Annotated in this window: 12 protein-coding genes; 9 read left to right on the top strand and 3 right to left on the bottom strand. The window is 74.0% G+C overall.

Going from position 1 to position 13,866, the window contains the following annotated elements; translation table 11 throughout:
* Positions 1-349 precede the first annotated feature (349 nt).
* From PV341_RS37540 to gnd, 4 genes are all read left to right on the top strand, one after another.
* Positions 350-874, top strand: coding sequence for a winged helix-turn-helix domain-containing protein (locus tag PV341_RS37540; RefSeq protein ID WP_500326898.1), 525 nt, complete (start codon positions 350-352; stop codon positions 872-874).
* 176 nt (positions 875-1,050) lie between these two features.
* Complete coding sequence (locus PV341_RS37535) at positions 1,051-3,168, top strand: ATP-binding SpoIIE family protein phosphatase (protein ID WP_500326900.1); 2,118 nt, start codon at positions 1,051-1,053, stop codon at positions 3,166-3,168.
* A 166-nt stretch (positions 3,169-3,334) separates the two neighbouring features.
* Positions 3,335-3,958, top strand: coding sequence for an SRPBCC family protein (locus PV341_RS37530; RefSeq protein WP_500326902.1), 624 nt, complete (start codon positions 3,335-3,337; stop codon positions 3,956-3,958).
* Positions 3,959-4,051: 93 nt separating this feature from the next.
* Positions 4,052-5,491, top strand: a complete 1,440-nt coding sequence (gene gnd / locus PV341_RS37525; RefSeq protein ID WP_500360154.1) for an NADP-dependent phosphogluconate dehydrogenase — start codon at positions 4,052-4,054, stop codon at positions 5,489-5,491.
* A 45-nt stretch (positions 5,492-5,536) separates the two neighbouring features.
* Here the strand turns inward: gnd and PV341_RS37520 are convergent, their stop codons facing one another.
* Positions 5,537-7,078, bottom strand: coding sequence for a SpoIIE family protein phosphatase (locus PV341_RS37520; RefSeq protein ID WP_500360153.1), 1,542 nt, complete (start codon positions 7,076-7,078; stop codon positions 5,537-5,539).
* Between the two features lie 303 nt (positions 7,079-7,381).
* Here PV341_RS37520 and PV341_RS37515 point away from each other — a divergent pair, with 303 nt between their 5' ends.
* The 5 genes from PV341_RS37515 to PV341_RS37495 all read left to right on the top strand — a co-directional run bounded on the left by PV341_RS37515 (position 7,382) and on the right by PV341_RS37495 (position 11,713).
* A complete protein-coding gene (locus PV341_RS37515) occupies positions 7,382-8,056 on the top strand; it encodes a response regulator (protein WP_500360151.1) in 675 nt (224 codons plus the stop codon).
* Positions 8,053-9,114, top strand: coding sequence for a sensor histidine kinase (locus tag PV341_RS37510; RefSeq protein ID WP_500326910.1), 1,062 nt, complete (start codon positions 8,053-8,055; stop codon positions 9,112-9,114). Before PV341_RS37515 ends, PV341_RS37510 begins: the two co-directional genes overlap by 4 nt.
* 49 nt (positions 9,115-9,163) lie before the next feature.
* The gene (locus PV341_RS37505; protein ID WP_500326912.1) at positions 9,164-9,796 is read left to right on the top strand and encodes a nucleoside/nucleotide kinase family protein; all 633 of its coding nucleotides are present in this window, start codon (positions 9,164-9,166) and stop codon (positions 9,794-9,796) included.
* Between the two features lie 52 nt (positions 9,797-9,848).
* Positions 9,849-10,871 (top strand): GNAT family N-acetyltransferase, encoded by a 1,023-nt coding sequence (locus PV341_RS37500; protein WP_500326914.1) that lies wholly within the window; start codon positions 9,849-9,851, stop codon positions 10,869-10,871.
* A 251-nt stretch (positions 10,872-11,122) separates the two neighbouring features.
* A complete protein-coding gene (locus PV341_RS37495) occupies positions 11,123-11,713 on the top strand; it encodes a lytic polysaccharide monooxygenase auxiliary activity family 9 protein (RefSeq protein WP_500360150.1) in 591 nt (196 codons plus the stop codon).
* On the opposite strand, the gene PV341_RS37490 is transcribed toward PV341_RS37495, so the two are convergent.
* Both PV341_RS37490 and PV341_RS37485 read right to left on the bottom strand, forming a co-directional pair.
* Positions 11,686-12,582, bottom strand: a complete 897-nt coding sequence (locus tag PV341_RS37490; RefSeq protein WP_500326917.1) for an SDR family oxidoreductase — start codon at positions 12,580-12,582, stop codon at positions 11,686-11,688. The genes PV341_RS37495 and PV341_RS37490 overlap by 28 nt on opposite strands.
* A 90-nt stretch (positions 12,583-12,672) precedes the next feature.
* A partial coding sequence (locus PV341_RS37485; RefSeq protein WP_500360149.1) for an RICIN domain-containing protein occupies positions 12,673-13,866 on the bottom strand: 1,194 nt, incomplete at its 5' end.

The following is a 13,866-nucleotide window of genomic DNA, read 5'->3' as shown; positions in this document are numbered from 1 at the left end:
CGCCGCCCCCGCAGCCGGAGCCCGAGCCCGAACCCCAACCGGCGCCGCAACCTCTGTAATGCCTGGTCAGAGCCGTGAAGTGAGCCATCGCTGTCCCGGTGGGCGTCCCGTCTGGTTCAATGGGTGCCATGGCCAGCCTCACTGACACCGCGACAGGTCGCAGCGACCTCGAGCCGTTCTGGCCGTCCAGGCAGGAGTACCAGTTCGACCGGGAGTGTTGTCGCGCGGTCCCCGCGCGGACCCCGGCCCACAGCTGACGCCGTCCCCCGGTCGCCGCCCGCTGCCGGCCTCCCGGCGGTCCCGCGCAATACGTCGTCCCACGACCCTTCGCGCGAGAGCCGAGACCTCCATGTCGTCCAGCACCCAGTCCCTGCCCCTGCCCGCCGTGAACCGTCAGCACCTGCGCGCCGTCCGCTCCGGCGACGTCCCGCCGGTGCCGGACTTCCTCCCGCCCGGCGCCACCTGGCTGCCCGCCCCCGGCCACCTGATGCCCACGGGCGTCGGCGGGCCGCCGATGGTCGGCTACCTCGTCCTCGTCCCCATCGAGGGGCAGCCGGTGCCCCCGTCCCCGGCATCCGCCGACCTGCCGGTCACCGTCGACGGCGAGCGCCGCGTCGCCCAGGTGCGCGGCCGCGCACTCGACCTGACCTACCTGGAGTTCGAGCTGCTCGCCCACCTGGTGGCGCATCCGCACCGCGTGCACACCCGCGACCAGCTCGTCACCACGGTCTGGGGGTACGGCCACGTCGGGGACGGACGCACCGTCGACGTCCACATCGCCCGGCTGCGCCGCAAGCTCGGCCCCGAACACCGCGGCAGCATCGTGACCGTGCGCCGGGTCGGCTACAAGTACGCGCCGCCGGCGGCCCGCTGAGCCTTCCGGCGGACGGCGGAGGGGGGCCGGGCGGCCGCCGGGAGCGTTCCCGGAACCGGCGGAAACCCGGCTCTCCCACAGGTCCCCTCTGTAGCATGTCCCCCTACCGGACTATGGGTACGCTGTCACCGTTCCGGTGCGGCTCGACGCAGCGGGGAGCAGGTCCGGAGGGCGTGATGGCTGAGTCTCGGCAGTGGGCGCCCCCTGCGCCCGCGACGGTCGCCTGGCCGGCTCCCGCCGCCGCCCACATGTCGCTCAACGACGTCGGCGGCTTCGACTGGGACCTCGACCGCGACCGCATGCACCTCGACGAACACGCCCTGCGGACCGTCGACCTGCGCCCGCAGGACTTCGACGGCGACCCGAAGGCGCTGTTCTCCCGGCTGGCGCCCGACGAGGCCGGCGACGTCACCCGGACGATCACCCAGGCCCTCGGCGAGGGCCACTCCTCCTTCCGCGCCTTCAGCCGGCTCACCCGGCGCGACGGCCGCCGTGGCTGGATACGTTTCCAGGGCCGCATCGTCCGCGACGGCACCGGCCGGGCGAACCGGGTGATCGGCATCGTCAGCGACGCCACCGACGAACTCGCCCAGGCGGCGGAGTGCCTGCGCGCGGACGAGGACCACCCGACCGAGAGCACCCTGGTCATGGAGGTCACCGCGTCGCTGGCCCGGGCCGTGACCGTGCGCGACGTGACCGCGGCCCTCACCGGGAACCCCAGGATGGACCGGCTCGGCATAGCCAGCCTCTTCCTCGGCCAGGTCGAGGCCGGCCGGGTCCACGTGGTGAGCGACGCCAAGGCCAGCAGTTGGGTGCCGTCGCTGCAGTACACGCGGATCGAGGACGACTTCCCGATGAGCGAGGTGGTACGGACCCTCGTCCCGCGCTTCATCACCTCCGGCGAGGAGTTCGCCCGGCGCTACCCCAAGTTGTGGCCGCACATCGAGCCGCTCGGCGCCTCCGCCGCCGCGTACCTCCCGCTGATCGCCCAGGGCCAGCCCATCGGCGCCCTGGGCCTGCTGTACCGGCACAAGCAGGGTTTCTCCCCGCAGGAGCGCCACCTGCTGATCGCGCTCAGCGGCAGCATCGCGCAGAGCCTGCAGCGGGCCATCCTCTTCGACCAGGAGCACGACATCGCGCAGGGTCTGCAGACCGCGATGCTGCCCCGCACCATCCCGCGCATCCCCGGCACCGAGATAGCGGTGCGCTACCGCTCCGCCCGGCTGGCCCGGGACATCGGCGGCGACTGGTACGACGTCGTGGCGATGCCCGGCGGCCGGGTCGCCGTCATCATCGGCGACGTCCAGGGCCACGACACCCACGCCACGGCCGTCATGGGCCAGTTGCGGATCGCCTTGCGGGCCTACGCCGGCGAGGGCCATCCGCCCGCCAGCGTCATGGCGCGGGCCTCGGCCTTCCTGTACGAGCTCGACACCGACCGCTTCGCCACCTGCCTGTACGCGCAGGTCGACCCGGCCACCGGGTCCGCCCTGCTGGTGCGGGCAGGCCACATCGACCCGCTGGTCCGGCAGGCCGATGGCACCGTGCGCGTGCTGCCCACCGCGGGCGGGCTGCCGCTGGGCCTGTCCGCCCAGTTCGGCAGGCCCGACTACCCGGTCACCCCCGCTGAACTCGGTCCCGGCGACACCCTCCTGATGTTCAGTGACGGACTCGTCGAGCGGCCCGGCGCCGACCTCGACGACGGCGTGCGGCGGCTGGCCGGGGCGCTGGGCGAAGGCCCGCGCGAGGTCGGGGACCTCGCCGACCACCTCACCGCCGTCATGGGCGAGCAGGCCACCGACGACGACATGGCCCTGCTGCTGCTCCGGCGCGACAGCGACGCCTCCCCGCACCCGCCGCACCGGCTGCACCGGCACATCGCCCCCGGCGACCCCAAGGCCCTGTCCGAGGCCCGGGCCACGGTCCGTGACGCCATGGCGGGCTGGGGCCTGAGCGACCGGGTGGACGAGGCGGAACTCGCCGCCGGCGAGCTGATCACCAACGCGCTGGTGCACACCGACGGCGGCGCCGTGCTCACCCTGCGCATGCTCCCCGACGCGTCCCTGGCCCACGCCACCCCGGACGCCACCCGGCGGCTGCGCATCGAGGTGCACGACCTCGCGGCGAACTGGCCTCGCCGTCGCCGGCCCGGCGACGGCGAGGTGTCCGGGCGCGGTCTGCTGCTGGTCGACCGGCTCGCCGACGCGTGGGGTGTGGAGCCGCACGGTTCCGGCAAGGCAGTGTGGTGCGAATTCCGCGACCGCAGGAGCGGTTCGGAGCCCCTCGGGCACTGACGGTGAGGGTCCGCCGGCACACCGTTCGCGCCGGTCACGCACCCTGGATTCACCCGGACGGCTCACCCGCCACGACACACCGCCCGATTGGACGCAGGCTGTCGGTGAGGAGCCAAGAAGCCACTCTGCTCACATGCTGGCCGCGCCGGCACCGGGGAGGTCTGCGATGCCGACGGTGTCTACGAGCGTGATCGTCACCCGTACCGTGGAAGAGGTCTTCACCTTCCTTGCCGACGCCCGCAACCTCGCGTCGTGGAACTCCGGCATCGCCGCCGTGGCGGCGGACGCCGTACCGCCCGGCGAGCGGGCCGTCTACCGCTACCACTATCCGGGCCGCCACCGGGAGCACCGGCTGGAGTGCTCGGTCTACCAGCCCTGCCGGCGGATCGCCTACCGCGGCCGGCGGATGTGGAGCCCGCTGGGCACCCAGACGCCCGAGTTCGCGTTCCGGATGCTGCCGCACTCGCGGGGCGCGTTCGTCCAGCTCCAGGTCACCTGCCAGCTCGGCGGCGGCATGCTGCTGCTGAGCCCGTTCCTGGGCTGGGCGTGGCGCCGCGACCTCCCTGAGGACGCGCGCCGGCTGCGCGAGGCCCTCGGCGACCACACGGTGGCGCCGCCCCTGCTACCGCCGCCTCCGCCACCACCTGCGCCGGTGGGACAGCTCAGGGCGGCCCAGGCCCGGGCACCGGCGGGCGAGGTCGTCGGAGCCGTTCCCGCGCCGCCGGCCAGGGGGCTGCGCCGTGCCATGGGCCGTGTAGCAGGTCAGGGCCGGATCGGCACGGGCAGCTGACGGATCCGCTGGAATCCCGGCCGCCCGGCCGGTTCGCTGACAGGCTGGACGCCGTACGTGCCCCCCGCACCACAGCACAGAGAGGAACCGCAGATGGCGGAGCAGGCCCGCATCGGCGTCACCGGACTCGCGGTCATGGGCCGCAACCTGGCCCGGAACCTCGCGCGGCACGGCCACCCGGTGGCCTTGTACAACCGCACCCCGGCCAGGACGCGCTCCCTCGTGGAGGAGTTCGGCGGCGAGGGCGAGTTCCATCCGGCGGAGTCCCTCAAGGAGTTCGTCGACTCACTCGAACGGCCCCGGCGCATCATCATCATGGTCAAGGCCGGTGCCCCCACCGACGCCGTGATCGACGAGCTGGTGCCGCTGCTGGAGCCCGGCGACATGGTCGTCGACGGCGGCAACGCCGACTACCGCGACACCCGGCGCCGGGAGAAGGCGCTGCGCGAACAGGGTCTGCACTTCGTCGGCACCGGGATCTCCGGCGGCGAGGAGGGCGCCCTCAACGGTCCCTCGATCATGCCGGGCGGCTCCGTGGAGTCGTACGAGTCGCTCGGCCCGATCCTCGAGGACATCGCCGCCAAGGTCGACGGGGTGCCGTGCTGCACCCACGTGGGCCCGGACGGTGCCGGGCACTTCGTCAAGATGGTCCACAACGGCATCGAGTACTCCGACATGCAGCTCATCGCCGAGGCCTACGACCTGCTGCGGCACGCCGCGGGCAAGCGGCCGGGCGAGATCGCGGAGATCTTCCGCACCTGGAACTCCGGCCGCCTGGAGTCGTACCTCGTCGAGATCACCGCGGAGGTGCTGGCCCACACGGACGCCGACACCGGCAGACCGTTCGTCGACGTGGTGCTGGACCAGGCCGGCCAGAAGGGCACCGGCAGCTGGACGGTGCAGAACGCCCTGGAGTTCGGCGTCCCCGTCTCCGGCATCGCCGAGGCGGTCTTCGCACGGTCGCTGTCCGGCAGCGCGGAGCTGCGGGCCGCCTCGCGCGGGCTGCCCGGACCGGCGGAGACCTGGCTGGACAGCGCGGCGGGCGACCGCTTCGCGGACGACGTCGAGCAGGCGCTGTACGCCTCCAAGATCGTCGCCTACGCCCAGGGGTTCAACCTGATCCAGGCGGGCAGCAACGAGTTCGGCTGGGACATCGACGCGGGCTCCATGGCGACGATCTGGCGCGGCGGCTGCATCATCCGGGCGCGCTTCCTCAACCGCATCAAGGAGGCGTTCGACTCCGAGCCGGGCCGCCCCACCCTGCTGACGGACGCGCACTTCGCCGAGGCCCTCGGCAACGCGCAGGCGGCATGGCGGCGGGTCGTCTCCACGGCGGCACAACTCGGCGTGCCCGCACCGGGCTTCTCCGCGGCGCTGGCGTACTACGACGCCCTGCGGGCGGAGCGGCTGCCCGCCGCGCTCATCCAGGGGCAGCGCGACTTCTTCGGCGCCCACACCTACAAGCGGGTGGACAAGCCCGGCTCCTTCCACACGCTCTGGGGCGGCGACCGCTCGGAGCACCCGGCCGACTGACGCCGGCCGACGCCCGATGTCGCGTGGGCCCGGCCTCGGCCGGGCCTACGCGGCGACCGGCGGGGTGATCACCTGCTCCGCCCAGACCGTCTTGCCCGTCTCCGTGTAGCGGGTGCCCTGGGCGTCGGTGAGCTGCGCGACGATGGACAGCCCCCGGCCGTCCTGGTCGCTGGGCGCCGCGTGGCGCGGGTGCGGGGCGGCGCTGCAGGAGTCCGACACCTCGCAGACCAGGACCCGGTCGCGGATGATCCGCAGCCGGATCGGCCCCGTGGAGTACCGGATGGCGTTGGTGACGAGTTCGCTGACGACCAGCGTGGTGGAGAAGGACAGTTCCGGGAGCTTCCAGTCCGTCAGCAGGCGGTCCGTCCAGGCCCGTGCCTCCGCCACCGCCGCGGGATCGTTGGACACCTCGCGGGTGGCGACGTCGCCGGCGTTCAGGGCGCGGGTGCGGGCGGCGAGGAGCACCGGCTCCGAGCCGGGTGCCGCGGTGCGCAGGACGCCGTCCAGCACCGTCGCCGGCTCGGCCGCCTCCCCGCCGCCGGCGGGCAGCACGCGCAGCCCGGTGACCTGGCCGGCGCCCTCCGAGCCGATGGGGAGCCCGTCCGTGCCGCAGCTCAGCAGCAGCACGCTGCCGGGCGGCACGTCGCACTCGGTGACCTCCGGCCCGCCGGGTACGGGAGCGTCCTCCTCCACTTCCTCCGCCGCCTCCGGGGGCGTGGCGGGCAGAGCCTGGGCCGGGTAACCGCCGCACGCCACGGTGCAGCGGCAGGCCACCGGGTCGTAGACGACGATCAGGCACCGGTCGGCCTCGTCGGCGAGGGGGGTCGCGGTGGGCCGGTGGAGCCGGGAGATGACCTCGCCCGGGCTCATGTCGAGCAGTATCAGCGCCCGGACCGCGGCCTTGAGCTGGCTCATCGCCGTCGCCGCGGGGACGCCCTGCCCGCGTACCGAACCGGTCACCAGGGCCACCCGGGCGCTGGGGAGCGGGATGACGTCCACCCAGGCCCCCGGGGCCGCGGCCGGCGGCAGGTGCCCCCGGGGGTCCTCGATCGCGGTGACCCGCGGGCCCTGCGGCGCCAGCAGGGCCTGCTGCAGGATCCGTCCGGCGGCGTTCTGGACCAGGCGCCGGCGGGCATCGTCCAGCAGCCTGGCGGCCCTGCGGGCCAGACGGCCCGCCGCCATCAGGTCGGCCCGGGAGAAGGCCGGGGAGCCCGTCGTCCGGTAGAAGGCCGCGACCCCCAGGACGACACCGCCGACGTCCAGCGGCATCACGAGCAGGGAGTGCGTGCCCGTGATCCGCAGCAGGGGGGCGCGCACCGGGTCGCGGGCGAGCCACCCCGTCTGCGGGCGGAGGTTCATCACCAGGTGCGGCCGCAGGTCGGTCAGCGACGCGTGGTACGGAGTCCTGGGCGGCAGGCTGCTGACGTCGCCGACCTCGAAGGCGCGCGGTACCGCGGTGCCCCGGGCCGCCCGGAAGGCCCCCCGGCGGAAGGTGAGTCCGGTGGCGGGCAGCCCGGAGATGGCGGCCTGCTCCGAGACGGTGGCGTCCGAGACCTCGACGGCGGCGAAGTCGGCCACGGTCGGCACGGCTGAATCCACGAGCTGCTGGGCTGCGTCGTAGGACCACGGCCGGTCCACAGGGCCGGCCTGGGGCGGGAGGGTGGCACAGAGCATGACGGTCGCCTCGGGTGAGGTCGGGGTCGGCGGACTGTTTGGTAGGCATTTCAAACACTTGTCTTCCGCTTTCGAGGCTGCCCCTCCGGCCGGGCGAACGCATCCCCGTCGATCCGCAGAGGTCATCCGGGATTCCCCGCAGATGTGACTGCGGGTTTCCCGCAACACCGGCGGCGCGGGCTGCCCGCCGCGCGCGCCCGATCTAACGTGTGTGCTATGGACGTCCTCAGCCGCCCCGACGGCAGGCAGCCGCACCCGGTCATCTCGGTCGTACTCGCCGACGACCACCTGGTGGTGCGCGCGGGCATGCGGCTGCTGATGGCCGCCGACCCGGCCTTCGAGATCGTCGCCGAGACGTCCACCGTTCCGGAGACCCTGGAAGCCGTCCGGCGCCACCACCCGAGGGTGCTCGTCCTGGACCTGACCATGTCGGGCAGGTCCAGCCTGCCGACGATCCCGGCACTGCTGACCGAGTCGCCCAGGACGCGCATCCTGGTGCTGACCATGCAGGAGGACCCGGCGTTCGCCCGCGAGGCGCTGCGCACGGGGGCGGCCGGCTACCTGCTGAAGGAGGCCGCCGCCGAGGAACTGCTCGCCGCCGCCCACCAGGTCGCCGGTGGCGCCACCTATGTGCAGCCCTCGCTGGGGGCGCGGCTGGCGGTCGAGGACCTGGACCTGGCGGAACGGCACCACGAGGAGCCGCTCACCGACCGGGAGGCCCAGGTGCTGACCCTGCTGGCGCTGGGGCACACCAACCAGGAGATCGCCCGGCGCCTGTTCGTCTCCGTACGGACGGTGGAGACCCACCGGTCACGGCTGCGGGACAAGCTCGGCAAGGACAGCCGGGCCGAGTTGATCGCCGCGGCCAGAGAGCGCGGGCTGGTGGCATGACGCCGTCCGGCCCTGGAAGGACCGGGACGCGCCTGGCCCTGGAGGGGCTGGGCACCTGTCTCCTCGCGGCGGCGACCGTCATGGAGGTCACCGACCGCTCGCAGGGCTGGGAGCTCGTCCTCGCCCTCGCGGCGGCCGTCTGTTATGTGCTGCTCACCCCCCTGGTGGCGCCGCGGCAGCGGCTGTGGCTGGTGGTGGCCATCGCCTTCGCGCTGATGCTGACGGTGGCCGGGACGGTCCGCGTCGCCCAGCAGCCCTCGCTGAACGTCCTGCACGTGCTGCCGCTGCTGCTGGTCGCCTACGCGCTCTTCGCCGTCCGTTCCTCGGCGCGCCGGGATGCGAGGCTGCGCCGCGAGCGCGTCAGGGCCCGGCACGACGGCGAGGAGCGCGAGCGCCGCCGCTGGGCGCGTGAGCTGCACGACGACACCCTGCAGGAACTGGGGGCGGTCCAGGTGGTGCTGTCCACCGCCGCCGCGGACGGGCGGCCGGAGGCCATGCGGGAGGCCATCGACCAGGCACGCGGCCTCGTCGGCAACCAGATCGCCTCGCTGCGGCACCTGATCGTCGACCTGCGTCCGGTGGTGCTGGACGAGCTGGGGCTGCGCCCGGCCCTGCAGGCGCTGTGCCGGCGCTCCTTCGAGACGTACGGCATCCGCACCGAGTTGCGGCTCGGCGCGCACGCGGACACCGTCGGCGGCCAGCTCACCGCCGAGACGCAGGCGCAGATGTACCGGATCGTCCAGGAGGCGATCACCAACGCCGTGAAGCACGCCGAGCCGACCCGTGTCGTGGTCAGCCTGGAGAGCGACCAGCGCTCCGTGCACGTGGCGATCACCGACAACGGGCACGGCATGGCCGCGGCGACCGCCGCGGGCCGCGGCACCTTCCGCGCCGCGGAGCCGCCGTCGCCGCAGACCCGGGGCATGGGGCTGTCCGCGATGCGCGAGCGCGCCGAGCTGATCGACGCCCGGCTCGCCGTCCGCAGCGCCCCGGGCGAGGGCACGACCGTCGACCTGCGGGTGCCGTGCGAGCCGCGCGAGGTGCCCGGCGAGGGGTGAGCACGGCCCGCCTGCGCGGGCGGGGACCTCGACCGGCAGTATGGGGGGCGTGCGACTGACGCCTGTGACCTGGGAACGGCTGACCGAGGCTGTCGTGGACCGCGTGCTGGAGCTGAAGCCCGACGACGGCGGCGAGCGTCCCAGGGTCGCGATCGACGGGGCCCCGGCCACGCGCCCGGACGCGCTGGGGGAGGCGCTGGCGCAGGCGCTGCGGCTCAGTGGCCGGCCGGTCGTGCGGGTGCGGGCGCAGACCTTCTGGCGGCCCGCCTCGCAGCGCTACGAAACGGGGCGCCACGACTCCGACGCCTACTACGAGCGCTGGCTGGACACCGGGGCCCTGTGGCGGGAGGTCTTCGATCCGCTCGCGCCCGGAGGCACCGGGCGGGTGCTGCCCTCGTTGCGGGACCCGGTGACCGACCGTGCGACGCGGGCCGGGTACGAGGAACTCCCGCCCGGGGGCGTGCTGTTGCTGGAGGGCGCGCTCCTGCAGGGTTACGGCTTCCCCTTCGACCTCTGCGTCCACCTGCGGATGTCGGGGGCGGCCCTGGCCCGCCGCACACCGCAGGACGAGCGCTGGACGCTCCCGGCGTACGCCCGCTACGAGCAGGAGACGGCGCCCGGGGAGACCGCGGACGTCCTGGTGCACACCGACGACCCGCGGCACCCGGCCTGGACCGGGTGACCCGGCGGCCCTTGCCGCCGTACCGCCGTGACCGTTACCGTCGCGGACCACCATGACTGTCGCCATCGCTCCGCTGACCACCGAGCACGTCCCCGAGGCAGCGGCCCTCCTCGACCGCTGGCACGCCAGGGCCCGCAAGGCGCTGCCCCACCAGTCCGGCCGGACCACCGCGCCGCCGCCGGGTGAGGAACTGCTGGGCAAGATCCTGGCCGAGCCGCGCGTGGAGGCCGTCCTCGCCCGGGGCGGTGACGGGGCGCTCACCGGCTACCTCGCCGCGACCCCGCTCGACCTCGCGGAGGACGACCGCGCGGGCTTGCGCGCCCACCCGCGCTCCGCGCTGGTCTCGTACGGGGGGCACGCGCTGCGCGGCGGCCGGGACGGGGTGCGGGAGGACGTGCTGCGCGGGCTGTACGCGGCGGTGGCCGCGCGCCTGGTCGCGGAGCGCCGGCCGGTGCACTACGTGGACCTCCCCGCCGACGAGGCGGTCGCCTCGGCCTGGTTCCGCTCCGGCTTCGGTCTGGAGCGGGTGCGGGGCCTGATGGCGGTGCGGCCGCGCGGGCGGCAGCCGCGCGGTGTGGACGCGCTGTCGGTGCGCCGCGCGGGGCCCGGCGACCTGGACCGGATCGGGCGGATGGCGGTGGAGGCGGCACGCGCGGACCGCGGGACTGCGGTGTTCCGGCCGCAGCCCGAGGGGGCGTTGGCGAGGCTGCGGACGCACTACGCGCCCGCACTGGCCGATGCGCGCTGCGGGGCGTGGGTCGCCGCCCGCAGGGGCGAGGAGATCGGCATGGTGGTGCTGACACCGGCGGCGCCGGGCCCCGTCGTGCCCGACGGGTGCGTGGAACTGGCCGAGGCGTACGTGACCCAGGCCGCGCGGGGCGAGGGCATCAGCCGGGTGCTGCTCGCGACGGCGCTGGCGTGGGCGTACGACAGCGGCTACCGGCACATCACGGCCAGTTGGCCGGCGCTTTCGCCGGTGTCGGCGGCGCACTGGCCGGAGGTGGGCTTCCGGCCCGTGGCGTACCGGCTGCAGCGGGTGCTGGACCCACGCATGTGCGGGACACCACAACGTTGACAAGTTTGAGTGGCACGAAGCACTCCTCTTTCACTGTTAAACTAGTTTCAGATCGCCCGGCGGACCCAGGAGCGTCCGCGGCGAACCCCCAGCTGCCCCGGCCAGATCCCCCCGTCCTGGCCGGGGCTTCCCTTTGTTTTTGGTCTAGACATGACCAACTCATGGGAGTACCTTCGCTGTTGGTCTAGACCTAGTGCCTGCGGGCTGCGCACTGCTCTCAGAACTCCCCCACGTTCTCCGAGGAGCGAAGCATGCACAGGAAATTCGGCGCCGCCGTCGTCGGCCTGGGCCTCGTCGGGCTGTCCGTGCTCGGCACCGGCAGCGCCTGGAGCCACGGCTACACCGACGCCCCGATCAGCCGTCAGAAGCTCTGCGCCGACGGCACCGTGACCAACTGCGGCGACATCCAGTGGGAGCCGCAGAGCGTCGAGGGCCCCAAGGGCTTCCCGTCCTCCGGCCCGTCCGACGGCACCCTCTGTGCCGGCGGCAACAGCCGGTTCGCCCAGCTCGACGACCCGCGCGGCGGCACCGGCTGGCCCACCACGAAGGTGACGTCCGGTCAAAACTACAGCTTCCGGTGGCAGTTCACCGCCTCGCACGCCACCAGCGACTTCAAGTACTACATCACCAAGCAGGGCTTCGACCCCAGCCGGCCGCTCACCCGCTCCGCGCTGACCCTGACACCGTTCCTGACCGTCAACTACAACGGCGCCCGGCCGCCCGCCACGGTCACCCACCAGGGCATCATGCCCAGCAGGACCGGACGGCACATCATCTTGGCCGTCTGGTCCGTGGCGGACACCGGCAACGCCTTCTACGCCTGCTCCGACGTGCAGTTCTGACCCTCCGGAGCGGGCCGGCGGCCGAGCAGCCGCTCCTGTACGGCGTCGGCGGCACCGCCGCCGGCGCCCGACCGCTCCGTGCCGCCCGTGCCGCCGGTGCGGGCGGTGCGGGCGGCACGGACCCGTGTCCCGCCGTCCACCACCAGCTCGGCGCCGGTGACCCAGGCCGCCTCGTCGGAGGCGAGCCAGCGCACGGCCCGGGCGACGTCGCCGGGTTCGCCGATCCGTCCCATCGGCAGCGCGGCGGCGATCGCGCGCTCGGCGTCCTGCCACACGAAGCGCGCCATCTCGGTGCGCACCAGGCCGGGGGAGACCGCGTTGACCCGCACCGCCGGGCCGAGTTCGCCCGCGAGCTGCGCCGTCAGGTGCAGCAGCGCCGCCTTGCTGGTGCCGTAGGCGCCGACGTTCGGCCCGACGTGCCCGGCGCCCTCGGTGCAGACGTTGACCACCGCGCCGCCGTGCTCGCGCATCCAGGCCCGCCACGCCAGCTGGGTCAGCCGCAGGGGCGCCTCGACGTTGACCGCGAACGCGGCCCGCCACTGGTCCGGGTCGGCCTCCACGAGCGGCCCGTACGGGCGGTTGGTGGCGGCGTTGTTGACCAGGACGTCCAGGCCGCCGAGCGCGCGCACCGCGAGCGCCGCGCACTGCGCGAGGTGGCCGGGGTCGGCGACCGTCCCGGCCAGGGTGGCCACGGTGTGCCCGGCGGCGCGCAGCCGCCCGGCCGCCGCCTCCAGCCGGACCGGGTCGCGGGCGGTCAGCAGGATGCGCGCGCCCGCGGCGGCCAGTTCCGCGGCGACGGCCAGCCCGATCCCGCCGGACGCGCCGGTGACCAGCGCCGCGCGTCCGGCGAGGGGGAGGGGTTCCGTCATGAGGTCACCCTGTCATGACGGACCGTCAGTTTTCAGTGCGCCGATCTGAGTTCAGGGGCGCGGCGGTCAGCGGGTCAGCTGAGCGGGTGGTCAGGGGGTCAGCGTCCACTTCTGGTTGGCGCCGCCGGTGCAGGTCCACAACTGGAGCCGGGTGCCGTTGGCGGAGTTGTTGCCGGTGACGTCGAGGCACTTGTTCGCCTGCGGGTTGACGATGTCGCGCGCACCGGAGAGGACCCACTTCTGGTTGGTGCCGCCGCCGCAGTCCCACAGCTGCAGCTGGGATCCGTCGGCGGTGCCGAAGTCCTTGACGTCCAGGCACTTGCCCAGGGCGCGCAGGGTGCCGTCGGAGGCCGCGGTCCACTGCTGGGCGGCGGTGCCGTTGCAGTCGTAGAGCTGGACGGGGGTGCCGTTGGCGGGGTTGGCCCCGGCGACGTCGACGCACTTGCCGGCCAGGCCCGTGATGCGGCCCGTCGTGCCGCCCCCGCCCCCGCCGTCGGAGGTGGTGACGCGGACGTAGTCGACGACCAGCTGCTGCGGGAAGGCGGTGCTGCCGTCGGGGTCGCCCGGCCAGTAGCCGCCCACCGCGAGGTTGAGGATGACGAAGAACGGCTTGTTGAACACCCACGGGCGGCCGCCGAGGTCGGCCGGGGTGCGCCGCTGGTAGACGGTGCCGTCGACGGACCAGCTGATGGCGTCCGGGCTCCAGTCGACGGCGAAGGTGTGGAACGCGTCGGCGAAGGCCTGGCCGCCCGGCAGGGTGTAGCCCGCCCCGATGCCGCCGGAGCCGAAGTAGTCAGGGCCGTGGATCGTGCCGTGGACGGTGCCGGGCTCGAAGCCGACGTTCTCCATGATGTCGATCTCGCCGCTGGCCGGCCAGCCGACGTTGCCGATGTCGTTGCCCAGCATCCAGAACGCGGGCCACATGCCCTGGCCGCGCGGGATCTTCATCCGGGTCTCGACGTGGCCGTAGGTGGTGGTGAAGCGGCCCGAGGTGTTGAGCCGGGCGGAGGTGTACTGGCAACTGCCGTACCAGCACTGGTAACCGGCGGGGTTCTCCCTGCGGGCGGTGATGACGAGGTGGCCCTGGCCGTCGAGGGCCGCGTTGCGGTTCCCGGCGGTGTAGTACTGCCGTTCGTGGTTGTTGACGTTGTCGCCGGTCTCGATCTGCCACTTGCCGCCGTCGACGGCGCTGCCGGCCGCGCCGTCGAACTCGTCGGCGAAGGTGGTGACCGCGGCGGTGGCGGCGGGGGCCGCGGTCACCACCTTCGCCGACGAGTTCGACGG

Source organism: Streptomyces sp. PA03-1a (assembly GCF_033792805.1).
Classification (GTDB): domain Bacteria; phylum Actinomycetota; class Actinomycetes; order Streptomycetales; family Streptomycetaceae; genus Actinacidiphila.
The sequence above is the reverse complement of the archived record's forward strand: the minus strand, read 5'-3'. Positions and strand labels throughout refer to the sequence as shown.